This window comes from uncultured Nocardioides sp., from assembly GCF_947489365.1.
Classification (GTDB): domain Bacteria; phylum Actinomycetota; class Actinomycetes; order Propionibacteriales; family Nocardioidaceae; genus Nocardioides.
Genome location: NZ_CANLDB010000006.1, coordinates 33,192 through 57,915, shown reverse-complemented (window position 1 = coordinate 57,915; position 24,724 = coordinate 33,192). Strand labels below are relative to the sequence as shown.

The 24,724-nt window shown below is 74.6% G+C and carries 20 protein-coding genes and 1 riboswitch; of the genes, 15 read left to right on the top strand and 5 right to left on the bottom strand.

What is annotated here, in order from left to right; translation table 11 throughout:
- Window positions 1-117: 117 nt before the first annotated feature.
- On the bottom strand, window positions 118-1,017 hold the full coding sequence (locus Q0858_RS16245; RefSeq protein WP_299056587.1) for a LysR family transcriptional regulator: 900 nt from the start codon (window positions 1,015-1,017) through the stop codon (window positions 118-120).
- Window positions 1,018-1,126: 109 nt separating this feature from the next.
- Between Q0858_RS16245 and Q0858_RS16240 the strand changes: the two genes are divergently transcribed.
- From Q0858_RS16240 to Q0858_RS16230, 3 genes are all read left to right on the top strand, one after another.
- Window positions 1,127-1,483: a nuclear transport factor 2 family protein gene (locus tag Q0858_RS16240; RefSeq protein WP_299056585.1), complete on the top strand. Its 357-nt coding sequence runs from the start codon at window positions 1,127-1,129 to the stop codon at window positions 1,481-1,483.
- Between the two features lie 172 nt (window positions 1,484-1,655).
- Window positions 1,656-3,161, top strand: a complete 1,506-nt coding sequence (locus Q0858_RS16235; RefSeq protein WP_299056582.1) for a fused MFS/spermidine synthase — start codon at window positions 1,656-1,658, stop codon at window positions 3,159-3,161.
- A gap of 73 nt (window positions 3,162-3,234) precedes the next feature.
- Window positions 3,235-5,079, top strand: coding sequence for a GAF domain-containing SpoIIE family protein phosphatase (locus Q0858_RS16230; RefSeq protein ID WP_299056580.1), 1,845 nt, complete (start codon window positions 3,235-3,237; stop codon window positions 5,077-5,079).
- 43 nt (window positions 5,080-5,122) lie between these two features.
- Here the strand turns inward: Q0858_RS16230 and Q0858_RS16225 are convergent, their stop codons facing one another.
- The 3 genes from Q0858_RS16225 to Q0858_RS16215 all read right to left on the bottom strand — a co-directional run bounded on the left by Q0858_RS16225 (window position 5,123) and on the right by Q0858_RS16215 (window position 7,501).
- Entirely contained in the window at window positions 5,123-5,992 is an 870-nt protein-coding gene (locus Q0858_RS16225; RefSeq protein WP_299056577.1) for a hypothetical protein, read from the bottom strand.
- A 73-nt stretch (window positions 5,993-6,065) separates the two neighbouring features.
- Complete coding sequence (locus tag Q0858_RS16220; protein WP_299056573.1) at window positions 6,066-6,560, bottom strand: GNAT family N-acetyltransferase; 495 nt, start codon at window positions 6,558-6,560, stop codon at window positions 6,066-6,068.
- Window positions 6,557-7,501, bottom strand: a complete 945-nt coding sequence (locus Q0858_RS16215) for an alpha/beta hydrolase (RefSeq protein ID WP_299056570.1) — start codon at window positions 7,499-7,501, stop codon at window positions 6,557-6,559. Before Q0858_RS16215 ends, Q0858_RS16220 begins: the two co-directional genes overlap by 4 nt.
- A 774-nt stretch (window positions 7,502-8,275) precedes the next feature.
- A riboswitch (TPP riboswitch) is annotated at window positions 8,276-8,383 on the top strand.
- On the opposite strand from Q0858_RS16215, the gene Q0858_RS16210 reads away from it, so the two are divergent.
- From Q0858_RS16210 to Q0858_RS16185, 6 genes are all read left to right on the top strand, one after another.
- Window positions 8,375-9,457: a thiamine ABC transporter substrate-binding protein gene (locus Q0858_RS16210; RefSeq protein WP_299056567.1), complete on the top strand. Its 1,083-nt coding sequence runs from the start codon at window positions 8,375-8,377 to the stop codon at window positions 9,455-9,457. (Overlaps the previous riboswitch by 9 nt.)
- Window positions 9,458-9,467: 10 nt before the next feature.
- Window positions 9,468-11,126, top strand: coding sequence for an ABC transporter permease subunit (locus Q0858_RS16205; RefSeq protein WP_299056566.1), 1,659 nt, complete (start codon window positions 9,468-9,470; stop codon window positions 11,124-11,126).
- A gap of 1 nt (window position 11,127) precedes the next feature.
- A complete protein-coding gene (locus Q0858_RS16200) occupies window positions 11,128-12,156 on the top strand; it encodes an ABC transporter ATP-binding protein (protein WP_299056563.1) in 1,029 nt (342 codons plus the stop codon).
- 55 nt (window positions 12,157-12,211) lie between these two features.
- Complete coding sequence (locus Q0858_RS16195) at window positions 12,212-13,282, top strand: phosphatase PAP2 family protein (protein ID WP_299056560.1); 1,071 nt, start codon at window positions 12,212-12,214, stop codon at window positions 13,280-13,282.
- Between the two features lie 100 nt (window positions 13,283-13,382).
- On the top strand, window positions 13,383-15,422 hold the full coding sequence (locus tag Q0858_RS16190; RefSeq protein WP_299056557.1) for an acyl-CoA dehydrogenase: 2,040 nt from the start codon (window positions 13,383-13,385) through the stop codon (window positions 15,420-15,422).
- Window positions 15,423-15,438: 16 nt separating this feature from the next.
- The gene (locus Q0858_RS16185) at window positions 15,439-16,113 is read left to right on the top strand and encodes a methyltransferase domain-containing protein (protein ID WP_299056554.1); all 675 of its coding nucleotides are present in this window, start codon (window positions 15,439-15,441) and stop codon (window positions 16,111-16,113) included.
- A 12-nt stretch (window positions 16,114-16,125) separates the two neighbouring features.
- Here Q0858_RS16185 and Q0858_RS16180 read toward each other — a convergent pair whose 3' ends face one another.
- Complete coding sequence (locus Q0858_RS16180) at window positions 16,126-16,629, bottom strand: inorganic diphosphatase (RefSeq protein ID WP_299057040.1); 504 nt, start codon at window positions 16,627-16,629, stop codon at window positions 16,126-16,128.
- 122 nt (window positions 16,630-16,751) lie between these two features.
- On the opposite strand from Q0858_RS16180, the gene dacB reads away from it, so the two are divergent.
- The 6 genes from dacB to folE all read left to right on the top strand — a co-directional run bounded on the left by dacB (window position 16,752) and on the right by folE (window position 24,687).
- Window positions 16,752-18,227, top strand: a complete 1,476-nt coding sequence (gene dacB, locus Q0858_RS16175; protein WP_299056552.1) for a D-alanyl-D-alanine carboxypeptidase/D-alanyl-D-alanine-endopeptidase — start codon at window positions 16,752-16,754, stop codon at window positions 18,225-18,227.
- A gap of 923 nt (window positions 18,228-19,150) precedes the next feature.
- A complete protein-coding gene (locus Q0858_RS16170) occupies window positions 19,151-20,212 on the top strand; it encodes a zinc-dependent metalloprotease (RefSeq protein ID WP_299056550.1) in 1,062 nt (353 codons plus the stop codon).
- Window positions 20,213-20,222: 10 nt separating this feature from the next.
- Window positions 20,223-21,275, top strand: a complete 1,053-nt coding sequence (tilS, locus tag Q0858_RS16165; RefSeq protein ID WP_299056548.1) for a tRNA lysidine(34) synthetase TilS — start codon at window positions 20,223-20,225, stop codon at window positions 21,273-21,275.
- An 11-nt stretch (window positions 21,276-21,286) separates the two neighbouring features.
- The gene (gene hpt / locus Q0858_RS16160) at window positions 21,287-21,841 is read left to right on the top strand and encodes a hypoxanthine phosphoribosyltransferase (RefSeq protein ID WP_299056545.1); all 555 of its coding nucleotides are present in this window, start codon (window positions 21,287-21,289) and stop codon (window positions 21,839-21,841) included.
- Between the two features lie 160 nt (window positions 21,842-22,001).
- On the top strand, window positions 22,002-24,065 hold the full coding sequence (ftsH, locus tag Q0858_RS16155) for an ATP-dependent zinc metalloprotease FtsH (protein ID WP_299056542.1): 2,064 nt from the start codon (window positions 22,002-22,004) through the stop codon (window positions 24,063-24,065).
- 7 nt (window positions 24,066-24,072) lie between these two features.
- Window positions 24,073-24,687 (top strand): GTP cyclohydrolase I FolE, encoded by a 615-nt coding sequence (gene folE, locus Q0858_RS16150; protein WP_299056540.1) that lies wholly within the window; start codon window positions 24,073-24,075, stop codon window positions 24,685-24,687.
- Window positions 24,688-24,724: the final 37 nt, after the last annotated feature.

Sequence of the window (24,724 nt, the reverse complement as noted above, 5' to 3'; positions counted from 1 at the left end):
GGGGCCGGCCCCACTCGGGCGCTCGAAGCGCGTCCTGTCGTCCAGTAGAGACCCGCGGTGGCCCCCGCACCAGGGAGCGGGCGGCATTGCCAGCGACCTCAGATCTGGCGCACAGGTTCACACAGCGCCCACCGGGACCGGAGGGGCTCCGGCCGCGACCATCCGCCGCCGCAGGTCGGCCGCGGCGGGGGACAGCGGGTCGCGGTGCACCAGGCCGAGGCGGGAGGTGACGTCCGACGCGAGGGGGCGGACGACGAGTCCGCCCGCGTGAGCGGTCGCCGTGCTCACCGACATCACCGCGACCCCCAGCCCGAGCCGGACGAGCGCCACGAGGGTCGCGGGCTCGCCGCTCTCCACGGCCAGCTCCACCCGCGTGCCCGCGGCCGCGCTCGCGCGATCGAGGGCGGCCCGGGCGCCCGTCCCGGTCGAGAGGGCCAGCACGGGATCACCGAGGAGGCTCCGCAGGCCCACCCGGCCCCGGCCGCCGGCCAGCCGGTGGTCGGCCGGCACCACGACGGCCAGGCCCTCCTCGACGAACGTCGTCGTCGCCACCCCCTCGGGGTCCGGGCCCGACCAGCCGACGAGCGCCAGGTCGAGGCGTCCCGCCCGGACCGCGTCGGTGAGCTCCCCCGAGTCGCCCTCGACCACGCGGACCGCCACTCCGGGGTGCTCCGCCCGGAGGGAGGACAGCGGCGCGGTCACGAGTGCGGTGACCCCGCCGCGCACGGTCCCCAGGTCGACGCGGCCCGTCCGGAGGCCGGTGTGCCGTGCCGCGGCCTCGGCCACGGCCCCGAGGGCGCCGAGGGCGTCGCGCGCGGCGCGGATCACCCCCAGCCCTGCCGTCGTGGGCACCACCCCGCGCGGCAGGCGCTCGAGGAGGGGCAGCCCGAGCTCGCGCTCCAGCTTCGCCACCTGTGAGGACAGGCCCGACTGGGCGACGTGGAGCCGCTCGGCCGCGGCGGTGAACGAGCCGGCGTCGGCGACGGCGACGAGGTAGCGCAGCTGGGTCCGTTCCATCACTGTTGATGATAGGTGGGAGCAGGATCATCTGTTGGTGTGACGGATCATCCGGGCGCAGACTCGAGGTGTCAGGTCCACCGGGACCCCGAGCAGCGAGGAGAGCACCATGACCGCCGACCGCACCCCCTCCGAGGTCGCCGAGACCTACTTCGCCGCCTGGCAGGCGGGCGACGCCGAGACCCTGCGCGGGCTGCTCGCCGAGGACGTCACCTTCGACGGCCCGCTGGCGAGCCTGGTCGGGGCGGACGCCTGCGTCTCCGGGCTGATCGGGATGGGCGCCGTCCTCGACCGGGTCGAGGTCCACCGGCGCCTGGTCGACGGGCCGGACGTGATCACCTGGTTCGACCTGCACACGACGATCGCGGCCCCCGCGCCCACGGCCAACTGGTCCCACGTCGAGGACGGCCACATCACGGCCATCCGGGTCGCCTTCGACCCGCGGGGGATCCTCGCCGCCGGCTGAGCGCGCCGTCGTGCGGGTTGCCGCCGGGACCACGACCGGGGGGCGGACCTTGGTCCCGGCGGGCCCAGCCCGCCGCTCTGCGGCGGCCTGATCCAGTATGCGAACGGTTGTCCACTCCACCTAGGGCCTTGCACGAATCCAGAGGATTCGGTCCGGGTGTCAGGATCGGGCGGTGAGCACCCCCACCGCCGACGGGCCCGCCGACACCGCCCCGACGGCCGGGCTGGGGGAGTGGTCCGCGGCCGGCCTCGTCTTCGGGTCCTCGGCGGCCGTCCTCGTCGTCGAGCTCGTCGCGCTGCGCCTGCTGGCGCCGTACCTCGGGCTCACGCTGGAGACCAACACGATCGTCATCGGGATCGCGCTGACCGCCATCGCGGCGGGCTCCTGGGCCGGTGGTCGGGCGGCCGACACCGTCGACCCGCGGCGCGCCCTGGCGCCGCTGCTGGCGATCTCGGGCGCGGTGGTCGCCCTCACCCCCGTCGCGGTGCGGGCCACGGGCGCGACCGGGGACGGCGCCCTGCTGCTCCCGGCGGCCGCGGCCACGATCTTCGTGCCCGGAGCGCTGCTGTCGGCGGTGACGCCGATGGTGACGAAGCTGCGGCTGAGCAGCCTCGCCGAGACCGGCACCGTCGTCGGCCGGCTCTCCGGCATCGGCACCGCCGGCGCGATCGTCGGCACCGTCGTGACGGGGTTCGTGCTGGTCAGCACCGTGCCCGTGAGCTCGATCCTGGTGGGCCTGGGCGTCCTGCTCGTCCTCGCCGCCCTGGGGGTCGGGTGGCGCACCCACCGCGCCCGCGGGGTGGTCGTGCCGGCCCTGGTCGTCGTGGCCGGCGGCCTCGTGCTGCCCGTGGCGCCGGGCGGCTGCGACGTCGAGACGACGTACCACTGCGCCGTCCTGCAGACCGACCCCGAGAACCCGGACGCGACGCTGCTCGTGCTCGACGGCGTGCGGAACTCCTCGGTGGAGGAGGATCCCGAGGCGCTCGACTTCACCTACGTGCAGGCCATCGCGTCGGTGCTCGACAGCTTCCGGCCGGCCGGGGAGCCGCTGTCGGCGTACCACCTCGGCGCGGGCGCGCTGAGCGTGCCGCGCTACCTCGCCGCCACCCGTCCAGGCACCACCTCGACCGTCTCCGAGGTCGACCCCGGCGTCGTCCGCATCGACGCCGAGCAGCTCGGCCTCGACCCCGAGGGCGTGGAGGTGAGGGTCGAGGACGGGAGGCTCGGCCTGCGCGAGCAGCCCACGGACGCCCACGACGTCGTCGTCGGCGACGCCTTCGGCGGGGTGAGCGTCCCGTGGCACCTCACCACCCGCGAGGCGATGAGCGACGTCCGCCGCACGCTCGCCGACGACGGCGTGTACGTCGCCAACCTCATCGACCACGGTTCGCTCGACTTCGCGCGGGCGGAGGTCCGCACGCTCGGGACGGTGTTCGACGAGGTGGCCCTCGCGGCCACGCCCGCGGCGCTCGCGGGGGAGGAGGGCGGCAACCTCGTCGCCCTGGCCTCCGACGCCCCGCTCGACGTCGACGCCTGGTCAGAGTCCCTCGCGGAGCGGGACACCGGGTGGGAGGTCGCGACCGGCGACGAGCTCGACCGGTGGACCGGCGACGCCGTCCTGCTGACCGACGAGTTCGCCCCGACCGACCAGCTCCTCACGCCGTACCCCACACGCTGAGCCGCGGGCCGTTTATCATCACGGGCGACCTGGGCGCGGAGCCCGCAGGACTCGAGGGCCGGGGGGCGCCGACATGGAGCGTCGTACGACGTCCTCGTCGTCCGCGCCCGTGCAGACCCACGCCGACCTCGACGACCCGGCGCGCCGCGCCGCGGTGCGCCGGCTCCTGCCCGCCGGCACCGGCAACCCGGTCCTCGCGCGGCTGACCGCCCTCGCCGCCCACGTGGCCAGGACCTCCTCGGCCCACGTGTCCCTCGTCGACACCCACACCACCGTGGTCGGGGGCCACGGCCTCGCCGCGGACCTCGTCGACGCGCCACCGCTGGACCGCGCCGCCACCGTCTGCGCGCGGGTCGCGGCGCGGGGCGGGCCGCTGGTGATCCGCGACCTCGCCGAGGAGGACCCCGCGACCCGCCGGCTCCTCGCCGGCGACGGCTCGGGCCCGTCGGTGCGCTCCTACCTCGGCGTCCCGCTCGTGGACTCCGCCGGCCGGGCCGTCGGCGTCGTCTGCGTGCACGACGAGGAGCCCCGCGACTGGGTCGACCACGACGTCGACCTGGTCCGCGACCTCGCGGGTGCGGTCGCCGCGGAGCTCGAGCGCGGCGCCGCGGAGGCAGAGCGCAACGAGGCGCAGGAGGCGCTGCACGCCGTCGGTCGCGACCACGAGGAGGCCCTCGTCGCGCTGGTCGCGTCCGCCAGCGACTCGCTGACCGCCTCCCTGGAACCCGACGACGCGGTGCGCAGCCTCGTGAGGCTGACCGTCCCCGCGCTCGCGGACTGGTCGGTCGTCACCCTGCTCGACGAGCACGGGGCGCCGCGCGACGTCGGCTGGTGGCACCGCGACCCCGCGATGCTCGGCGAGACCGAGGTCTTCGCCCGGCACCGGCTCCTGGGCCGCACCGAGACCGCGGGCTCGCTCGCCTCCCTGGACGCCAACACGCCGTACGTCGTGACCGACGACGTCCTCACCGTGGCCCGGGCGACGCTGCGCTCCGACGAGGCGTACGACGCGCTCGCGACGCTCGCCCCGACCTCCGTCGTCGTGGTGCCCCTCGCGAGCCGGGGCCGCATCGACGGCACCATCACCCTCGCCCGCGGCGGGGGCCGCCCGCCGCTGTCGGAGGTCGAGACCGCCGCGGCCCTGGACATCGGTCGCCGCACCTCCGTCGTCCTCGGTCACGGTCGCGACCTGCTGCGTCACCGCAGCACCTCCGAGGAGCTGCAGCGCAGCATGCTGAGCGAGCCGGTCACCCCGCCCGGTGCCACCGTCGAGGCCCGCTACGCGCCCGCGACCGACGCGGCCCACGTGGGCGGCGACTGGTACGACGCGTTCGCGCTCGGCGAGCGGACCACGATGCTCGTCGTCGGCGACGTGGCCGGCCACGACGTGGCCGCGGCCGCCGCGATGGGTCAGCTGCGCAGCATGGTCCGCGGGCTCGGCGTCACCGCCTTCGCCTCCCCGGCCGCGCTGCTCGACGAGGTGGACCTCGCCGTCGACCGGCTCCGGCTCGACGTCGGCGCGACCGCACTGGTCTGCCGGCTGCGCTCGAGGCCCGAGGGGGGTGCCCGGCTGACCTGGGCCGCGGCCGGCCACCCGCCGGCGCTGCTGGTGGAGCCCGACGGGAGCCCGCTGCTGCTGCCGGCCAGCGGCCTGATGCTCGGCCTCGGCGGCGAGGGCCGCCGTCGGTTGGAGCAGCAGCGTGACCTGCGCCCCGGCAGCACCCTGCTGCTGTTCACCGACGGCCTGGTCGAGCGCCGCGGCGAGAGCCTCGACGCCGGGCTCGAGCGCCTCTGCGACGCGGTGGTGCCGCTCGCCTCCCGGCCCCTGCCCCGGATGGTCGACGACCTGCTGGCCGCGATGCTGCCGACCGGGCACGAGGACGACGTGGCGGTGCTCGCCGTCCGGCTCGACGGCTGAGGCGTGCCCCGCGGGCCCGCGGTCAGTGGTCAGTGGTCAGAGGTCAGCGGCGGACGGAGAGGGTCCCGCGGCGGGTGCGCTCGTTGCCGGCCCGGTCGGTGGCGGTCGCGACCCACGACCGCGTGAGCCGACCGCCGTCGGTGCGTCGCACCGCGCCGTACGCCACGGTGCAGCGGCCGTCCACGCCGGAGCGGGAGTCCGTCGCGGTGCAGCGCACCGGCCGGGCCGTGCGCGGGTACGGCGCCTCCCCGACCCGCGAGACCGCCAGTCGCGGCGCCCACGGGTCGACGCGGTGGTCGCTGACCTCGACGCGGACCGTGCCGCCGTCCTCGGCCCGGACCGTGCGCCGCAGGACGGACGTCGCCTGCGTGGCGCGCTTGGACACCGCGGCCGGGCACACCGCGTGCGCGGAGCCGTCGGTGCAGGCGAAGGTGACCTCGGTGGGCGTGCGGTACCAGCCGTGCGGCCCGACGGGTCCGGTGCTGGTGACCCGGGCCTCGACGACCGGGTCGGTGCGCCGGTAGGCCTCGTGGGAGGAGGCGTGGGTCGCGTCACCGGCGTACGACGCATCGATCGTGAGCGGGGACCCCGTGGCGCGGACCCGCCGCGGCAGGACGGCGTGGGCCACCCCGGGCACCGGGTCCGCCTCCAGGCGGGCGGCGCCGAGGCGGACGCCGTCGACCGTGAAGACGACCCGGCCGGTCGGGGCCTCGGCGGAAGCCGCGCCGACGCCGGTGCTGCCGGGGTCGGCCTCGACGGTGGCGATCAGCTGCTCGGCGTGGACGGCGAGGTGGGTCACGGTCGGCGCGGGCCCGTCCGCGGCGGCTGTGGCGACGGCGGGGGAGGGGACGGTGGCCAGCAGGCCACCGGCGAGGGCGAGACCGAGCAGGGTGGGCGCGAGGGGACGTGTCACGGGTCCATGGTCGGACCGGGACGCGGGGTGCCGCCGGGTTTTGCGCGAACCCGCCGGGTCCCCGGGGCGGGGCTCAGGGGCGGGACATCGGGACGTGCGGGATGCCGTCCTCGACGAACTCCGGCCCGGTGACGTCGTACCCGTAGCCGGCGTAGAACCGGGCCAGCGGCGCCTGGGCGTCGAGGCGCGACGGACGGTCGCCCACCTCGTCGAGGGCCGCCGTCATCAGGGGGCCCGCCAGGCCGCGACCGCGGGCGTCGCGGCGCAGCAGGACGCGGCCGATCCGCAGCGCCCCGTCGGGCTCGACGAGGATCCGCAGGTAGCCGAGCAGGTCGTCCGCCCCGGGCTCGCCGTCGCGGAGCAGCACGTGGCGGGTGCCGGGCTCGTCGTCGCGGCCGTCGAGGTCGGCGTACGCGCACTCCTGCTCGACGACGAACACGTCCTGCCGCAGCCGCCAGACGGCGTACGCCGTGGCCGCGTCGAGGTCGGTGAAGGCGAGGACGTCGACGCGGAGGCGACCGGGGAGGCGACCGGGGAGGCCGCCGGGCAGGTCGGTCCCGCCGCTCATCGCCGCACCGTGAGGAAGCGGACGACGGCCCGCATCGCCTGGCCGGCCTCGGGGAGGCCGGGCAGGAGTCCGAAGACGTGGATGAGGTCGGGGCGCTCGACGTAGGTGAGGTCCCAGTCGGCGTGCACGGCCCGGTCCGCCAGGGCGCGGCAGCCCGGGGCGAGCATGTCGCGGCCGCCGCAGACCATGAGCGTGCGCGGCAGCCCGTCGAGGTCGCCGAGGCCGGGGCTGACCTCGCTGCGGAACAGCTCGGCGTCCGACCCGGCCCACCAGCGCGCCCACACCCGCGCCTTGCCGGGGAACAACCAGGGGTCGGTCGCAGCCACGGCCTCGGTGTCGGGGGCGCTGAGCGTCAGGTCGACCCAGGGTGAGAACAGCACGAGCCGGTCCGGGGACGCGCTGCCGGACTCGGGCGTGCGGTCACGCAGGCTCTGCGCCAGCGCGAGGGCGAGACCACCGCCGGCCGAGTCACCGACCAGGGCCACCGGCACGCGTCCGGTCAGCAGCCGCTGCGCGAGCGCGACGAGCGCCTCGTGGGACTCCCGCCACGTGTGCTCCGGGGTGGTCGGGTAGGCCGGCATCACGACCCGCGCGCCGAGCTCGGCGGCCAGCCGGGCGGCGTACCGGACCTGGAACGGGTCGATCCCGTGCACGTAGCCGCCGCCGTGGAGGTAGAGGATCGTGCGGACCGGCTCGAGGCCGCGGGGGCTGAAGGAGTACGCCGGGAACGTCGTCGTCGCGCCCTCGACCTCCTCCTCGACCACGGAGAACCGTCGCGCGAAACCGGGCACGGCCACCGTCGGCAGCCCCGGCCGCTTCGTCGCCTTGCGGGCCAGCACCCGCGCCCGCTCGGTCGGCTCGTCGGTGACCTCGGCGGCCTTGCGGAGCCTCGGCACCACCTCCGCCAGCAGCTGGTGTCGGAGGCTGGGCGTGGTCGGCACCGGGTCACTGTAGGGCCGCCACGGCCGCCCCCGGAGATGGAGGTGCGGTCGGCTCCGGCTCGCGGGGTCTCGTGGCTCCTCGCCAGGGCTCGGAGCGCCTCGACCTCCGACCACCCCGGTGATCGAGGTGCGAGCGTCGCGCAGCGACCGAGCCACCCCCGGTGATCGAGGTGCGAGCGTCGCGCAGCGACCGAGCCTCGAGATCCGGTGAGGGGCCTGCGGTCGGGTCACGGGGTCTCGACGACGCGCGCTCGCTGCGCTCGCGTGCTGCTCGACCAGCTGGAGTCCGCACCGCCGGTGATCGAGGTGCGAGCGTCGCGCGGCGACCGAGCCTCGAGATCCGGTGAGGGGACGGCGGTCGGCCTGCGGGGTCTCGACGACGCGCGCTCGCTGCGCTCGCGTGCTGCTCGACCAGCTGGAGCCCGCACCCCGGTGATCGAGGTGCGAGCGTCGCGCAGCGACCGAGCCTCGAGATCCGGTGAGGGGCCTGCGGTCGGGTCATGGGGTCTCGACGACGCGCGCTCGCTGCGCTCGCGTGCTGCTCGACCAGCTGGAGCCCGCACCCCGGTGATCGAGGTGCGGGCGTCGCGCAGCGACCGAGCCTCGAGATCCGGTGAGGGGCCTGCGGTCGGGTCATGGGGTCTCGACGACGCGCGCTCGCTGCGCGCGCGTGCTGCTCGACCAGCTGGAGTCCGCACCCCCGGTGATCGAGGTGCGAGCGTCGCGCAGCGACCGAGCCACGAGATCCGGTGAGACGGGCGGGTCGTAGGCTGGAGGTCCAGACAGGGGAGCACGCGTGACGTGCTGAGAGTGCGGGCGAGCCGCAGACCCTCCGAACCTGCTCCGGTTCACACCGGCGAAGGGAGTCACCCCGTGCGCGCACGCACGCTCCTGACCACCACGGCCTCCGTCGTCACCCTCGGCCTCCTCGCGAGCGGCTGCACGCTGCTCGCCGCGGACGACGACCCGGGCGAGGTCACCGACGCCCAGCGCGGCGACGGCACCGGCCGCGTCGTCCTCGTCACCCACGACTCCTACGCGCTGCCGAAGCGGCTGGTCGCCGACTTCGAGGCCGAGTCGGGCATCGACCTCGTCCAGCGCGCCTCCGGCGACGCCGGGTCCCTCACCAACCGCCTCGTGCTGACCCAGGACGACCCCATCGGGGACGTCGCGTTCGGCGTCGACAACACCTTCGCCTCCCGCGCGCTCGAGGAGGACGTGTTCGCGCCGTACGACGCCGAGCTGCCGCCGGGCGCCGACGAGTTCGTCCTGCCCGACGGCGCGGACCGGCTGGCGCCGGTCGACGAGGGCAACGTCTGCGTCAACGTCGACGAGCAGTGGTTCGCCGAGCGCGACCAGGAGCCGCCGGCCAGCCTCGACGACCTCACCGACCCGGCGTACCGCGACCTGCTCGTCGTCCCCGGCGCCCCCACCTCGAGCCCCGGCCTGGCGTTCCTGCTGGCCACCGTCGACGAGTACGGCGACGACTGGCCGACGTACTGGGAGGACCTCGTCGCCAACGGCGTCGAGATCGTCCCCGGCTGGTCCGACGCCTACCAGGTCGACTTCACCGCGGGCGGCGGTGGCGGGGACCGGCCGATCGTCGTGTCCTACGACTCCTCCCCGGCGTTCACGCTCACCGAGGACGGCGACGCGACGACCACCGCGGCGCTGCTGGACACCTGCTACCAGCAGGTCGAGTACGCCGGGGTGCTCGAGAACGCCGAGAACCCCGTCGGCGCCGAGCGGGTCGTCGACTGGCTGCTCAGCAGTCGTGTCCAGGCCGAGCTGCCGACGTCGATGTACGTCTTCCCGGTCCGCGACGACGTCGACCTTCCCCGCGACTGGGCGTCGTACGCCGAGCGGCCGGACTCGCCGTACGCCCTCGACCCGGACGCCGTCGCCGCCGAGCGGGCCGACCTGCTCGCGCAGTGGAGCGACGTCACCAGCCGATGACGCGGCCCCGATGACCGGCGTGCGCGGCGGGGCGGTCCGCCGTACGGCGGGCGTGCTCGCGCTCGCCGTCGTCCCGGTGGCGGTGCTGGCGGTCTTCTTCGTCCTGCCCGTCGCCGGGATGGTCGGACGCGGGCTGTGGCCGCAGGGGAGCTTCGACCCCTCCGGCGCCCTCGACGTCCTCACCCGGGAGCGCACCGGGCGGGTGCTGGCGTTCACGCTGCTCACCAGTGCCGCGGGCACCGCCGGCTCGCTGCTGCTCGGGCTGCCGACGGCGTGGGTGCTGCACCGGCTCGCCCTGCCCGGGGCGCGGGTGCTGCGGGCGCTGCTGCTGGTGCCGTTCGTGCTGCCGACGGTCGTGGTGGGCGTCGCGTTCCGCGAGCTGCTGGGCGAGGCCGGGCCGCTGGGCTTCCTGGGGCTCGACGGCACCCCGTTCGCCGTCGTCCTCGCCCTGGTCTTCTTCAACCTGGCCGTGGTGGTCCGCGCGGTCGGCGCCGCCTGGGAGTCCCTGGACCCCCGCCCCGCCGAGGCCGCCGCCGCGCTGGGGGCCACCCCGTGGCAGGTGTGGTGGACCGTCACCCTGCCCTCGCTGCGCCCCGCCGTCGTGTCCGCGGCGAGCGTGGTCTTCCTGTTCTGCGCGACCGCCTTCGGGGTCGTGCTCACCCTCGGCGGGCTGCGGTACGCCACCGTCGAGACCGAGATCTACCTGCTGACCACGAGCCTGCTCGACCTCGAGGGCGCGGCCGCCCTGTCGATCCTCCAGCTCGTGGTGGTCGCCGTCCTGCTCGTGCTGGCGCAGCGGCTGCGGGCCACGCCCGACCCCCGCGCGCGGCGGGTCGCGCCCCGGCCCCGCGCCGTACGACGCTCCGACGCGCCCGCCCTCGTCGTCACCGGCGTCGCGCTGGTCCTGGCCGCCACCCCGATCCTCACCCTCGTCGTCGGGTCCCTGCGGACCCCCGACGGGTTCGGCCTCGACAACTACGTCGCCCTGCAGACCCGCGGCAGCTCCGGCGCCCTCGCCGTCCCGGTCACCGAGGCGCTGGCGGTCTCGCTGCGCACCGCCGTCGACGCCACCTGGATGGCGGTCCTGCTCGGGCTGCTGGTCGCCGTCGTCGTCACCCAGCGGTCCCGGGGCCGCGTCGAGCGCACCGTGCGCTCGGGCCTCGACGCGTTCTTCATGCTGCCGCTCGGGGTCTCGGCGGTCACGCTCGGCTTCGGCCTGCTCGTCACGCTCGACTCCGGCCTGCTCGACCTGCGCTCCTCGCCGCTGCTGGTCCCCGTGGCGCAGGCGCTGGTCGCGCTGCCGCTGGTGGTGCGGACCCTCGCGCCCGTGCTCGCCTCGATCGACGACCGGCAGCGCCAGGCCGCCGCCTCCCTGGGCGCCGGGCCCTTCCGCACCCTGCTCGTCGTCGACCTCCCCGTCGTCTGGAAGCCCCTGCTCGCCGCCGCGGGGTTCGCCTTCGCGGTGTCGCTGGGGGAGTTCGGGGCCACCTCGTTCCTGTTCCGCGAGGACGCCCCGACCGTGCCCGTCGTGATCTTCCGGCTCATCGGTCGCCCCGGCGAGGGCAACTACGCGATGGCGCTCGCCGCCTCCGTCGTCCTCGCCGCGGTCACCACCCTCGTCGTCCTCGCCGTCGAGCGGCTGCGCGTGCCGAGCGTGGGAGCGTTCTGACGTGCTCGCCGTCCAGGACCTCTCGGTGGCGTACGGCGGCGTCGACGCCGTCCGCTCCGTCGACCTCGAGGTGCCCACCGGCGAGGTGCTCGCCGTGCTCGGCCCCTCGGGCTGCGGCAAGTCGACGCTCCTGCGCGCCGTCGCCGGCCTCGAGCCGCCGTACGCCGGTCGCGTCGTCGCCGACGGCGAGGACGTCACCGGCGTCCCCACCCACCGCCGCGGCTTCGCGCTGATGTTCCAGGACGGCCAGCTCTTCGGGCACCTGTCCGTCGCCCGCAACGTCGGCTACCCGCTGCGCCTGCGGAAGCGGCCCGCCGCCGAGGTGGCCGGCCGCGTGGCCGACCTGCTGACGCTCGTCGGCCTCGCCGGGTACGGCGACCGGCTGCCGTCGACCCTGTCCGGCGGCGAGCAGCAGCGGGTCGCCCTGGCCCGGGCGCTCGCCGTACGACCGCGGCTGCTGCTGCTCGACGAGCCGCTCTCCGCGCTGGACGCCGGGCTGCGCGAGCGCCTCGCCGGGGACCTGCGCCGGATCCTCGTGGACGCCGGCACGACCGCGGTGATGGTCACCCACGACCACGAGGAGGCCTTCGCGGTCGCCGACCGGATGGCGCTGATGCGGGCGGGACGCGTCGTCCAGACCGGCCCGGTGGCCGACGTGTGGCGCGCCCCCGCCGACGCCGACGCGGCGCTGTTCCTCGGCTACGCCCGCGTGCTGACGGGGCGCCCCGCCTCCGCCGTCCTCGCCGCTGGCGGCCTGGCGGACGCCGACGGGGTCGCCCTGCGTCGCTCCGCGCTGCGGGTGGTCCGCGGAACCGGTGAGGGCCGGCTGCGCGGCACCGTCGTGTCCGCGGCCGCGACCCCCGAGCAGGCGCGGCTCGTCGTCGAGGTCGAGGGCCTCGGCCGACTCGACGCCGTCGGCGCCTCCGACGACCTGCCCGCCCCCGGCGCGTCGGTCCGGCTGGTGGTCGACCCCGCGCGTCTCGCGGCGCTGGACGGCCCGACTGAGCGGGCCGCGGACCGTCGTACCTGAGAGACACCTGAACTGGTTGGCGGGCAGCCGGGGTGGGTTCCCTACACTGCACCGGGTGTACCGCCGTGCCTACGCCCTGCTCGTCGGCGTCGCCGTCGGCATGGTGGGCCTGGCGCTCGTCACCGCGCACCACCTCGACCGGAGCTTCGTCGACCCCGACGGCTTCCTCGGCCCCGCCTGGCTGCGCGGCCCGCTGCTGATCCTCGGGGCGATGCTGCTCGACATGGGACCGCGGGCCCTCTGGCTCTCGCGCCTCGACCCCCGCAAGATGCCGGCGATCGTCAAGGAGCGGTGGCGCACCCACTGGACGCGCGACCGCCTCGTGCTCGTCGTCCTCGGCGTCGTCTGCTTCTACGTCACCTACGTCTCGTACCGGAACCTCAAGTCGTTCCTGCCCGAGGTGCTCGGCACGGACTACATGTTCGACCGCGAGCTGCACCAGATCGACCAGCTGCTGTTCTTCGGCAACGAGCCGGCCGTCGTCCTGCACACCTTCCTCGGCTACGAGTGGATCGCGCAGGTCCTCTCGGCGATCTACCTCTGGTACCTGCCGCTGGTCCCGCTCGCGCTGACCGCCTGGCTGATCTGGTCGCGCAACATCTCGTTCGGCTACTGGTTCGCGACCTCGCAGGTGCTCGCCTGGACGCTCGGCACGGCGTCGTACTACCTCCTGCCGACGCTCGGCCCGGGCTTCGAGTACTCCTGGCTGTACGGCGACATCGACAACTTCGACACGGGCACGAGCTCGTTGATGGACTCGTTGTCGGACGGCAGAGCCACGGTCCTGTGGAACGACGTGGAGAACGCCGTCCAGTCGGTGGCTGGCTTCGCGAGCCTCCACACGGCCATCACGCTGCTCTGGGCGCTGATGGCGCAGTACACGGTCCGCAGCCGGATCGTGCACTGGATCTTCTGGGTCAACTTCGGCATCACCGTCGTCGCGACCCTGTACTTCGGCTGGCACTACGTCGCCGACGACATCGGCGGCGTGATGATCGCGCTGATCTCGTTCTACCTCGGCGGACTCGCGAGCGGGCAGAAGTTCGACCGGCAGGGCCGCTCGAGCCACCCGACGACGACCACGTCGCGGATCCCGGTGGACACCCCTGCCGACAGCAGCGCCTAGGACTCCGTCGACAGCCCCGTCCGCACAGGCTGTAAATCTTTTTGTAACTCTGAGTTACAGGTCACTGACGGACCGGCCCACCCGGCAGTAGCGTTGCTCCATGGCCACCGACACCGTCCAGCCCACGCCGTTCGACCAGGCCGACCAGACAGGCCGGACCGAGCGGGGAGCCCCGGCGACCGACGGGCCCGCGTTCGACGTCGCCGCCCTGCGCGCCGTCCTCGACGGCCGCTACGCCGAGGTCCGCGACCTCGTCCGCGAGAACCTCGCCGAGCACGCCTCGATCCTCACCGAGGCCGAGACGCTGGGTGTCGACGAGTACCGCGACCGGGTCCGCGACCTGCTGCTGACGATGGCCGAGTCGGGCCAGACCGGCATGGGATTCCCCGCCGAGTACGGCGGCGGTGAGGACGTCGGCGCCTCCATCGCGGCCTTCGAGACCCTCGCGTACGGCGACCTGTCGCTGCTGGTGAAGGCGGGCGTGCAGTTCGGGCTGTTCGGCGGCGCGATCCTGCACCTCGGCACGAAGCACCACCACGACGCCTACCTGCGCCCGCTGATCTCCGGCGAGCTGATGGGCTGCTTCGCGATGAGCGAGTCGGGCCACGGCTCGAACGTGCAGGCGCTGCGGACCCACGCGACGTACGACGCGGACACCGACGAGATCGTCGTGACCACCGACGGCGACCTGGGCCGCAAGGACTACATCGGCAACGCCGCCGCGCACGGCGAGCTCGCCGTCGTCTTCGCCCAGCTCCACGTGGGCGGCGAGGACCAGGGCGTGCACGCGCTCGTCGTCCCCATCCGTGTGGACGGCGAGACCGCGCCCGGCGTCCGCATCGAGGACTGCGGCCACAAGATGGGCCTCAACGGCGTCGACAACGGCCGGCTCTGGTTCGACGGCGTCCGGGTGCCGCGCTCCGCGCTGCTCGACCGGTTCGCGCACATCACCGACGACGGCGCCTACTCCTCGGAGATCGAGAACCCCGACCGCCGCTTCTTCACCACCCTCGGCACGCTGGTGCAGGGCCGGATCTCCGTCGGCGGCGCCGGCATCGGCGCCTCGAAGGTCGCGATGACCCTCGCGATCCGGTACGCCGACCTGCGTCGCCAGTTCGAGGCCTCCGACCCCGAGCGCGAGCAGCTGCTCCTCGACTACGGCATGCACCAGCGCCGCCTCCTGCCGCTGCTGGCCCGCACCTACGCGTTGCACTTCGCGCAGGAGCGGCTGGCCGGCGAGCTGCACCTCATGTCCGGCGTCGACCCGTCCTCGGAGACCGAGGAGCGCCAGCGCGAGCTCGAGTCCCGCGCGGCCGGCACGAAGGCGCTGGCGACCTGGCACGCGACGCGGACCATCCAGGAGTGCCGCGAGGCCTGCGGCGGCGCGGGCTACCTCTCCGCCAACCGGTTCGCGGCGCTCAAGGCCGACACCGACGTGTTCACCACCTTCGAGGGCGACAACCACGTGCTGCTGCAGCTCGTCGCCAAGGGCCTGCTCACCGGTTACGCCAGCGAGTTCGAGGACATGAACCAGCTCGACATGGCCCGGTTCGTCGGCGAGCTGGCCGTCGAGACCGTCATCGAGCGGACCGCCGTCCACAAGCTGGTGGAGCGGATCCGCGACGTCCTGCCCGGCGGGGACGACTGGTCCGACGAGGCCCACCTGTTCGACGCCGACTACCAGCTCGCGATGTACCGCTTCCGCGAGGAGCACCTCGTCGCCGGCGTCGCGCGCCGCCTCAAGCGCGGCATCGACGCCGGCCACAACGCCGGCGCGGTGTTCTCCCGGGTCCAGGACCACGTCATCGCCGCCGCCCGCGCCCACGTCGAGCGGCTGGTGCTGGAGGACTTCGTCGCGAAGGTCCGCAGCCTGCCCGAGGGTCCCGAGCGCGACGTGCTCCGGCTGCTGTGCGACCTGCACGCCCTCGCCGGCATCGAGGCCGACCGCGCGTGGTTCATCGAGCACGGCCGGCTCTCGGTGCAGCGCAGCAAGCAGATCACCAAGGAGGTCGGCACCCTGTGCCGCCGGGTCCGCCCGGTCGCCGTCCCGCTGGTGCAGGCGTTCGGCGTCCCCGAGGCCGTGCTGCGCTCGCCCGACCTGCTCGACGCCGCGCTGCTCGACGAGCAGCCGACCCGCTGAGCGGCGGGGGCGCGTCATGAGGCTTCCGGTCGTCGGGCAGGTCCTCGGCGGGTGGGAGACCGACCCCCTGTGGGCGACCGTCTACGAGGCCAGCGTCAACCACCCGACCCTGGGCGCACCGATGTGGCGCGTCGGGTTCGGCAGCGACCAGCGGCTGCTCCACGAGACCGTGGGCTCGCTGTCGTCGCTGCCCGCCGGCTCGCGGGTGCTCGACGTGCCCTCCGGGGGCGGGATCGCGCTGCGCGGGGTCCGACCCGGGCAGGGCCTCGACTACGTCGCCGCGGACATCTCGCCCGCCATGCTCGACCGGGCCCGCCGCGCCGCGGACCGGCTCGGGGTCACCGACCAGGTCACGTTCCGCGAGACCGACGTGGCGGACCTCGCCGACGACGACGCGTCGTACGACCGCGTCGTCAGCCTCACCGGCCTGCACTGCTTCCCGGCGCCCCGCGAGGCCGTCGGCGAGATGACCCGGGTCCTGCGGCCCGGTGGCGAGCTGGTCGGCAGCGCGTTCCTCACCGACACCGGCTGGCGCTACGAGGCCGGACGCCGGATCGGCCGCGCGTCGGGCATCCTCGGGCCGATGTGCTCGCGCTCCGAGCTCCACGGCTGGCTGCGTGCCGGCGGGATGCGGCGCGTGGTCGTCCGGACCTCCGGCGCCCTCGTCTACTTCCGCGCGACGAAGGGCTGACGACCCGGCCGATCAGGCCCGGTGCTGGGTGTGGCTGGTGCCCTTGGCCCGCTCGAACGACGCGCGGACCTCGCGCTCGGCCTCCTCGACGCCGACCCAGTTGGCGCCCTCGACGGACTTGCCGGGCTCGAGGTCCTTATAGACCTCGAAGAAGTGCTGGATCTCCAGGCGGTCGAAGTCGGAGACGTCGCTGATGTCGGTCATGTGCGTGTGGCGCGGGTCGTGCGCCGGCACGCAGAGGACCTTGTCGTCGCCGCCGGCCTCGTCGGTCATGCGGAACATGCCGATCGCGCGGCAGGCGATGAGGCAGCCCGGGAACGTCGGCGCCTGCAGCAGGACGAGGGCGTCCAGCGGGTCGCCGTCCTGACCGAGGGTGTTCTCGATGTAGCCGTAGTCGGCCGGGTACTGCGTCGAGGTGAACAGCATCCGGTCCAGCCGGAGCCGTCCCGACTCGTGGTCGACCTCGTACTTGTTGCGCTCGCCCTTGGGGATCTCCACGAGCACGTCGAACTCCAGCACGTCCACTCCTACCGCGTCACCGAACCGTCGGGACCCTCGTAGCCCGCGGGCCCCCGGGTCATAGTGCCCCCATCCTCGCGCACAATGAGTCCCGCCCCGAAGCCGACCTCAGGAGCGACGTGGGAAGCCAGCAGTCCGGACGCCGCCGCGACGAGGCGGGAGCCGCCCGCTGGTGGGTGGCGACCGCGCTGCTCGTCGTGGCCGTGCTCGTGGCCGGGCTGCTCTGGTGGCGCCCCGGCCCCGTCGACGAGCTGCTGGACCGGCTGCGCGCCGACGAGCCCCCGGACCCGGCGACCGAGCCGGCCCGGGTGGAGCCGCCGGCGGGCCTCGACCTCCCGCCGCTGCGGGAGCCCGCGCCCGTCGCCGACCCGGTCGCCGGTCCGCGCGCGGGCACCCTGGACCCGGCCGCCGTGCGCGGGGCGCTCCGGCGGCCGCTGTCCGACCCGGCCCTCGGGCCGCACGTCGTGGCCGGTGTCGCCGCGCTCGACGGCAGCCCCGCGGTGCTCGCCGGCGCCCGCGACGCCGCCGTCCCGGCGTCCACCACCAAGCTGCTGACCTCCACCGCCGCGCTGGAGGTGCTGGGGCCCGACCGGCGCTTCGCCACCCGCGTCGTGAGCCCCCAGCGTGGCCGCGTGACCCTCATCGGCGGCGGCGACCCCCTGCTCGAGCGGGTTCCCGACCCGGACGCGGAGGTCGGTGACCCCCCGCGGGCGGACCTGCGGACGCTGGCGCAGCGGACCGCCGAGGCGCTCGCCGCGGACGGCGTACGGCGGGTGGAGCTGTCGTACGACGCGTCGCTGTTCTCCGGGCCCGCGGCCAGCCCGACCTGGGAGGACGACTACCTCACCAGCGGGGTCGTGTCGCCGATCTCGGCGCTGTGGGCCGACCGCGGGGTCCGCCCGGACGGCGTCCGCGCCTCCGACCCCGCTCTCGAGGCGGCCCGTGCCTTCGCGGGCGCGCTGCGGGAGGCCGGCGTCCGCGTGACCGGCGCGGTGCGGTCCCGACCCGCCCCCGACGGCGCCGAGGAGGTGGCGCGGGTCGTCGGCACGCCCGTCGGCCTGATCGTCGAGCACCTCGTCGAGACCAGCGACAACGAGGCCGCCGAGGTCCTGGCCCACCAGGTCGGCCTCGGGGTCGAGGGGGAGGGGTCCTTCGCCGCCGGCGCCCGCGCGGTCACCGCCACCCTGCGCGACCTCGGCGTCGACCTCGCCGACAGCGAGCTGAACGACGGCAGCGGCCTGTCCCGCGACAACCGCCTCACCGCCACCGCCCTGCTCGACACCCTCGCCGTCGCCGGTCGCCCCGGCCGACCCGGGCTCCGCGCCGTCCTCACCGGCCTGCCCGTCGCCGGGTTCACCGGGTCGCTGGAGTTCCGCTTCGACACCGTCGACCCGGTCGCCCTCGGCTCCGCCCGGGGCAAGACCGGCACCCTGACCGGCGTCTCCGGCCTCGCCGGAGTGGTCACCGCCGCCGACGGCACCGTCCTGCTCTACTCCGTCGTCGCCGACCGGATCCCCCTCGACCGCACGGCCTTCGCGATCCGCGCCATCGAGCGCGCCGTCACCAACCTCGCCGCCTGCACCTGCGGCCCCTAGCGCCCAGTCGGCACGTCTGCGCAGCCCTGGGGGGTCGAGTCGGCACGTCTGCGCAGTCCTGAGGGGTCGAGTCGGCACGTCTGCGCAGCCCGGAGGGGTCGAGTCGGCACGTCTGCGCAGCCCTGACGGGTCGAGTCGGCACGTCTGCGCAGCCCTGACGGGTCGAGTCGGCACGTCTGCGCAGCCCTGGGGGGTCGAGTCGGCACGTCTGCGCAGTTGTGCGGGGTCGGCTCGGGTGAAGGCTGCACGAGGGGACACAGTTCGCCTCGGCGGTGGGTGCGCCGGTGCGCGGCCTGGTGCCGGTGTGAGGCGGCGAGGGAGCCGCCGGGTGTCGAGCTGTGTGCGTTCGTGCACTGGACCCGGGAGGGTCCTCGCGTCGAGGGTGGCGGCGCCACGCGCGTGGCGCGCCGGTGGTCGAGGGGTCGCCAGGCGTTGTCCACCGTGACCGGGCGAGCTGCAGGGTTGGTCCCCTGAGGTCCTGCTGTCCGGCAAGGTCCGGGACGACAGTTCGTCAGGCGAGTGCCGGGGCGGACCCGGCCGGCTGTGGACGAGCCGCACTCCGTGACCACGGCTCCCGACCGTGATCGGACCACGCGACCCACACACCCGGCAGAAGAGCCCGAGTCGGCACGTGTGCGCAGCTGGGAGGGGTCGAGTCGGCACGTCTGCGCAGCCGGCAGGGGTCGAGTCGAGACCCGGTGAGACTGAGGCCCGCCTCAAGACCGTCGTCCGCGCCACCCGCGGTGCACAGACGTGCGGACTCGAGGGTCGTGGGGTGCGCAGACGTGCCGACTCGGCGGTCGTGGGGTGCGCAGACGTGCCGACTCGGCGGTCCTGGGGTGCGCAGACGTGCCGACTCGGCGGTCCTGGGGTGCGCACTCGTGCCGACTCGGCTCCAACGGGCGCGCCCTAGGCTCGGGGTCATGCCAGCACAGGGGACGCAGACGCCGGGGATGGTCGACTGGGAGCTGGCCGTCCGCGTCGGGTCGCGGCTCGCGGGGGAGGGGCCGACGGTCGACGCCGCCGACGCGCGGACGGCGGTCGCCGAGCTGAAGGCGGGTGCCGCGCGCAGCACCGGGCTCGTCGCCGACTTCACCGGCCTGGAGACCCACGACGCCGGCCCGCCGGTCCTCGTCGTCGACCGGGCCAGCTGGGTGCAGGCCACCGCCGACGGCTTCGCCACCGTGATGGAGCCGCTCGTCGACCGCCTCACCGAGCGGAAGGGCGCCCCCGGGCCGGTCGCCCGCGCCGTCGGCTCCCGGGTCACCGGCACCGAGGTCGGGGTGATGCTGGGCTTCCTCGGCGGCAAGGTGCTGGGCCAGTACGACCCCTTCCACGAGCCCGCCGGCCGCCTGCTGCTCGTGGCCCCGAACATCGTCCACGTCGAGCGCGAGATCGGCGCGAAGCCGGCCGACTTCCGCCTCTGGGTGTGCCTCCACGAGGAGACCCACCGCGTCCAGTTCACCGCCGTGCCGTGGCTGCGGGGCCACCTGTTCGACCTCGTCCGCAGCCTCGGCGAGACCGTGGACTCCTCGACGGTCAAGGAGCTCGTCACCGGCGACGGCCTCAAGCGGCTCTCGGACTCCCTGCGTGGCGGCGGCTCCGGCGCCGGCCTGCTCGACCTGGTCAGCACCCCCGAGCAGCGGGAGGTCCTCGACCGCGTCACCGCCGTCATGTCCCTTCTCGAGGGGCACGCCGACGTCGTCATGGACGGCGTCGGCCCCGCCGTCATCCCCACCGTCGGGAAGATCCGGAAGAGCTTCGACGCCCGCCGCGGCGGCGTCGGCACCCTCGACCGGCTGCTGCGCCGCCTGCTCGGGCTCGACGCGAAGATGGCGCAGTACCGCGACGGCGCCGCCTTCGTCCGTGGCGTCGTCGACCGCGTCGGCATGGAGCGGTTCAACGCCGTCTGGGCGTCCCCCGAGAACCTCCCGACCCGCGCCGATCTCGCCGCGCCCGAGGCGTGGATCTCGCGCGTCCTGTGAGCGTCCGCCCGTGAGCAGGGGACCCGACGAGCGGGCGGTCGCCGCCGTCCGTGGAGCCGTACGACGGGTGCTCGCCGCCCGCACCCCCGGTGCGACGGTCCTCGTCGCCTGCTCCGGCGGCGCCGACTCGCTCGCGCTGGCGGCCGCCACCGTCGCCGAGGCCGGCGGGCTGGCGCTCCGGGTCGTCGGGATCACCGTCGACCACGGGCTCCAGGACGGCTCGGAGGCCCGCGCGGCCCGGGTCATCGAGCAGCTCGCGGCCCTCGGCGTCGACGAGACGATGACCGCCCGCGTCAGCGTCACCCCCGACGGCCGTGGCCCCGAGGCCGCCGCCCGCGAGGCCCGGTACGCCGTCCTCGGCCAGGCCGCCACCCACCTCGGCGCCGAGGCCGTCCTGCTGGGCCACACCCGCGACGACCAGGCCGAGACCGTCCTCATGGGCCTGACCCGCGGCAGTGGCGGACGCAGCGTCGCCGGCATGCGCCCGTCGTACGACGCCGACGGGGTGCTCGTGGCGCGCCCGCTGCTCCAGGTCGGCCGCGAGCAGACCGAGGCCGCCTGCCGTGCGCTCGACCTCACCTGGTGGGACGACCCCCACAACACCGACCCCCGCTTCCTGCGCTCCCGGGTGCGGGCCACGGTGCTGCCGGTGCTCGAGGCCGAGCTCGGCCCGGGCGTCGCGCAGACGCTGGCCCGCACCGGCGAGCAGCTCCGGGGCGACATGGAGCTGCTCGACGCCCTCGCCGACGCCCTCCTCGCCGAAGCCGCCCGGGGCGAGGACGACGAGCACGCGTACGACGTCGACGTCCTCGCCGCCGCCCCCGGCCCGTTGCGCCGCCGGGTGCTGCACCGGGCCGCCCTCGTCGCCGGGGCGCCCCCGGCCGAGCTGGCCCACGTCCACGTGCTCGGCGTGGAGGCCCTCGTCACGGACTGGCACGGCCAGCGCTGGGCCGACCTGCCCGGCCCGCTGAGGGTCGTGCGGCGTGACGGCAGGATCCACCTGGCGAGCCCACCCACGACCCCACCCACGACCCCGCAGACGGACGACGGGCCGACGCCGTAGCCTCGTCGTCCATGGACACGAGCGCCGTAGAGGGCGACCTGGTGCACGTCCTCTTCACCGAGGAGCAGATCCAGGGCCGGCTGGCCGAGATGGCGGAGCAGATCAAGGCCGACTACGAGGGCCGCGACCTGCTGCTGGTGGGGGTGCTGCGGGGTGCGGTGATGGTCATGGCCGACCTCGCCCGGGCGCTGGACCGCCACCTCGAGATGGATTTCATGGCCGTCTCCTCCTACGGGTCGGGCACGAAGTCGAGCGGCGTCGTCCGCATCCTCAAGGACCTCGACACCGACATCTCCGGGCGCCACGTGCTGGTCGTCGACGAGATCATCGACACCGGGCTGACCCTGTCGTGGCTGATCTCGAACCTCTCGAGCCGCAGCCCCGCCTCCGTCGAGATCGCCACCCTCCTGCGCAAGCCCGAGGCGCTCGCCATGCCGGTCGAGCCGAAGTACGTCGGGTGGGACATCCCCAACGAGTTCGTCGTCGGCTACGGCCTCGACTACAACGAGCGCTACCGCAACCTGCGCGACATCGGCACCCTCGCGCCGCACGTCTACTCGTCCTGAGCGCTCCTGGTCCCCGGAGCGGTCCCGCCTCCGGGTCGCACCCTGAGTGCCGCCTGAGAGGATGGGCCTGTGTCGTCGGCGCCGGGTACCGTCGACCTCCTCATCCGAGACGTGCGGTCCCCGGGCCCGTCCTGAGTACTGACAAGGCGAGAAGAACTTCGTGAAGCGAGCGTTCAAGGGTCCGTGGCTGTGGATCGTGCTGGCGGTGGCCGGTGTGCTCCTGGCCCTGAACTTCCTGGTCCCCGGCGGCGGCGAGGACGAGATCTCGACGTCCCGCATGGAGCAGTACATCGCCGACGGCCAGGTCAAGGAGATCACACTGGTCGACGGTGACCAGGCGATCCAGGCCACCCTCGACGACGACGTCGACCGCGACGGCGGCAACGAGGTCGTCGCCTACTGGGTCGACGGCCAGCAGGACGGGATCATCGCCGCCATCGACGAGCAGGTCGAGGCCGGCGAGATCGAGTCCTCCACCTCGGAGAACCCGCAGCCCAGCGTCTTCGGCTCCCTGCTGCTGACCCTGCTGCCGATCCTGCTGATCGTGGCGCTGTTCCTGTTCTTCTTCAACCAGATGCAGGGCGGCGGCCGCGGCGTCATGCAGTTCGCCAAGTCCAAGGCGAAGCTGATCTCCAAGGACATGCCGAAGTCGACGTTCGCGGACGTCGCCGGCTGCGAGGAGGCCATCGAGGAGCTCGGCGAGATCAAGGAGTTCCTGGCCGAGCCCGCGAAGTTCCAGGCCGTGGGCGCCAAGATCCCCAAGGGCGTCCTGCTCTACGGCCCGCCCGGCACCGGCAAGACGCTGCTGGCCCGCGCGGTCGCCGGCGAGGCCGGCGTCCCGTTCTACTCGATCTCCGGCTCGGACTTCGTCGAGATGTTCGTCGGCGTCGGCGCCAGCCGGGTGCGCGACCTGTTCGAGCAGGCCAAGGAGAACGCCCCGGCCATCGTCTTCATCGACGAGATCGACGCCGTGGGTCGCCACCGCGGTGCCGGCATGGGCGGCGGTCACGACGAGCGCGAGCAGACCCTGAACCAGCTGCTGGTCGAGATGGACGGCTTCGACGTCCGCGGCGGGGTCATCCTGATCGCGGCGACGAACCGCCCGGACGTCCTCGACCCGGCGCTGCTGCGTCCCGGCCGCTTCGACCGGCAGATCCAGGTCGACGCCCCCGACCTCAACGGGCGTCACCAGATCCTCAAGGTCCACTCGCGCGGCAAGCCGATCGCCGACGACATCGACCTGCTCTCCGTGGCGCGCCGTACGCCGGGCTTCACCGGCGCCGATCTCGCCAACGTCCTCAACGAGGCCGCCCTGCTGACCGCCCGCGACAGCGCGAAGCGGATCACCAACGAGTCCCTCGACGAGGCCATCGACCGCGTGATCGCGGGCCCGCAGCGCCGGACCCGGCTGATGAGCGAGAAGGAGAAGCTCATCACCGCCTACCACGAGGGCGGCCACGCCCTGGTCGCGGCGGCGATGCCGACCACCGACCCGGTGCACAAGGTCACGATCCTTCCGCGCGGTCGCGCGCTGGGCTACACGATGGTGCTGCCCGACGAGGACAAGTACTCCCAGACCCGCTCCGAGATGCTCGACAAGCTGGCTTACATGCTCGGCGGGATGGCCGCGGAGGCGCTGATCTTCCACGACGTCACCTCCGGCGCCGGCAACGACATCGACAAGGCCACCAACCTGGCCCGGGCGATGGTCACGCAGTACGGCATGACCGAGCGCCTCGGCGCCGTCAAGCTCGGCTCCGACAACAACGAGCCCTTCCTGGGCCGCGACATGGGCCACAGCCGCGACTACTCCGAGCAGACCGCCGCCGCGGTCGACGAGGAGGTCAAGAACCTCCTCGTGACGGCGCACCACGAGGCCTTCGAGGCCCTCGAGCGCAACCGCGACGTCCTCGACGCCCTCGTCCTGGCGCTCCTCGACAAGGAGACCCTCGACAAGGCGCAGATCGCCGCGGTCTTCGAGCCGCTGCGCCGGGTCGACCCCCGCCCGGCCTGGACCGGCTCCCCGCAGCGCCGCCCGTCGCAGATCCCGCCGGTGGAGATCCCGCAGGAGATCCGCGACCGCGCCAAGGCCGCCGCCAACGGCACCGGTCCCGGCGTCGAGCTCGGCAAGCCCGCCGACGAGTCGGAGGGCGGGGTCGTCATCAGCCCGCCCGGACCCGGCGGCGACGTCCACGGCGACCCCGGGGTCGACGGGGCCCGGTGAGCGCACGATGACCGACCCGGTGCACACCCCCGCGGTCGACCCGGCCAGCGTGCCGCCGGTCGACCACCCGCGCGCCGAGGCCGCCGTGCGGGAGCTCCTCGCCGCCATCGGCGAGGACCCGGACCGCGAGGGCCTGCGCGAGACCCCCGCCCGCGTCGCCCGCGCGTACGCCGAGCTGACCGCCGGCATGCGCCAGACGCCGTCCGAGGTGCTCGCCACGACCTTCGACCTCGGCCACGACGAGATGGTGCTGGTCCGCGACATCGAGCTGTGGTCGCTGTGCGAGCACCACATGGTCCCGTTCACCGGGGTCGCGCACGTCGCCTACATCCCGGCGGAGTCCGGCAAGATCACCGGGCTGTCCAAGCTCGCCCGGCTCGTCGACATGTACGCCCGCCGCCTGCAGGTCCAGGAGCGGTTGACGACCCAGGTCGCGGACGCGCTCATGGAGGTCCTCGAGGCCCGCGGCGCGATCGTCGTCGTCGAGGCGGAGCACCTGTGCATGACCATGCGCGGCGTCCGCAAGCATGGCGCCCGCACGGTCACCTCGGCCGTCCGCGGCATCATGCACAGCGCCGCCACCCGCTCGGAGGCGATGGCGCTCATCCACCGGGCCCGGTGAGCCACCCGCTCCTGGACCCGCGGGGGACGCCGCGGGT

Coding starts and splice junctions, on each gene's coding strand:
- Q0858_RS16230 (WP_299056580.1), top strand. CDS start 3,235: ATGGAGCGTCGTACGACGTCCTCGTCGTCCGCGCCCGTGCAGACCCAC.
- Q0858_RS16205 (WP_299056566.1), top strand. CDS start 9,468: ATGACCGGCGTGCGCGGCGGGGCGGTCCGCCGTACGGCGGGCGTGCTC.
- Q0858_RS16220 (WP_299056573.1), bottom strand. CDS start 6,560: ATGAGCGGCGGGACCGACCTGCCCGGCGGCCTCCCCGGTCGCCTCCCC.
- Q0858_RS16170 (WP_299056550.1), top strand. CDS start 19,151: ATGCCAGCACAGGGGACGCAGACGCCGGGGATGGTCGACTGGGAGCTG.
- Q0858_RS16190 (WP_299056557.1), top strand. CDS start 13,383: ATGGCCACCGACACCGTCCAGCCCACGCCGTTCGACCAGGCCGACCAG.
- Q0858_RS16245 (WP_299056587.1), bottom strand. CDS start 1,017: ATGGAACGGACCCAGCTGCGCTACCTCGTCGCCGTCGCCGACGCCGGC.
- Q0858_RS16185 (WP_299056554.1), top strand. CDS start 15,439: ATGAGGCTTCCGGTCGTCGGGCAGGTCCTCGGCGGGTGGGAGACCGAC.
- folE (WP_299056540.1), top strand. CDS start 24,073: ATGACCGACCCGGTGCACACCCCCGCGGTCGACCCGGCCAGCGTGCCG.
- Q0858_RS16240 (WP_299056585.1), top strand. CDS start 1,127: ATGACCGCCGACCGCACCCCCTCCGAGGTCGCCGAGACCTACTTCGCC.
- hpt (WP_299056545.1), top strand. CDS start 21,287: ATGGACACGAGCGCCGTAGAGGGCGACCTGGTGCACGTCCTCTTCACC.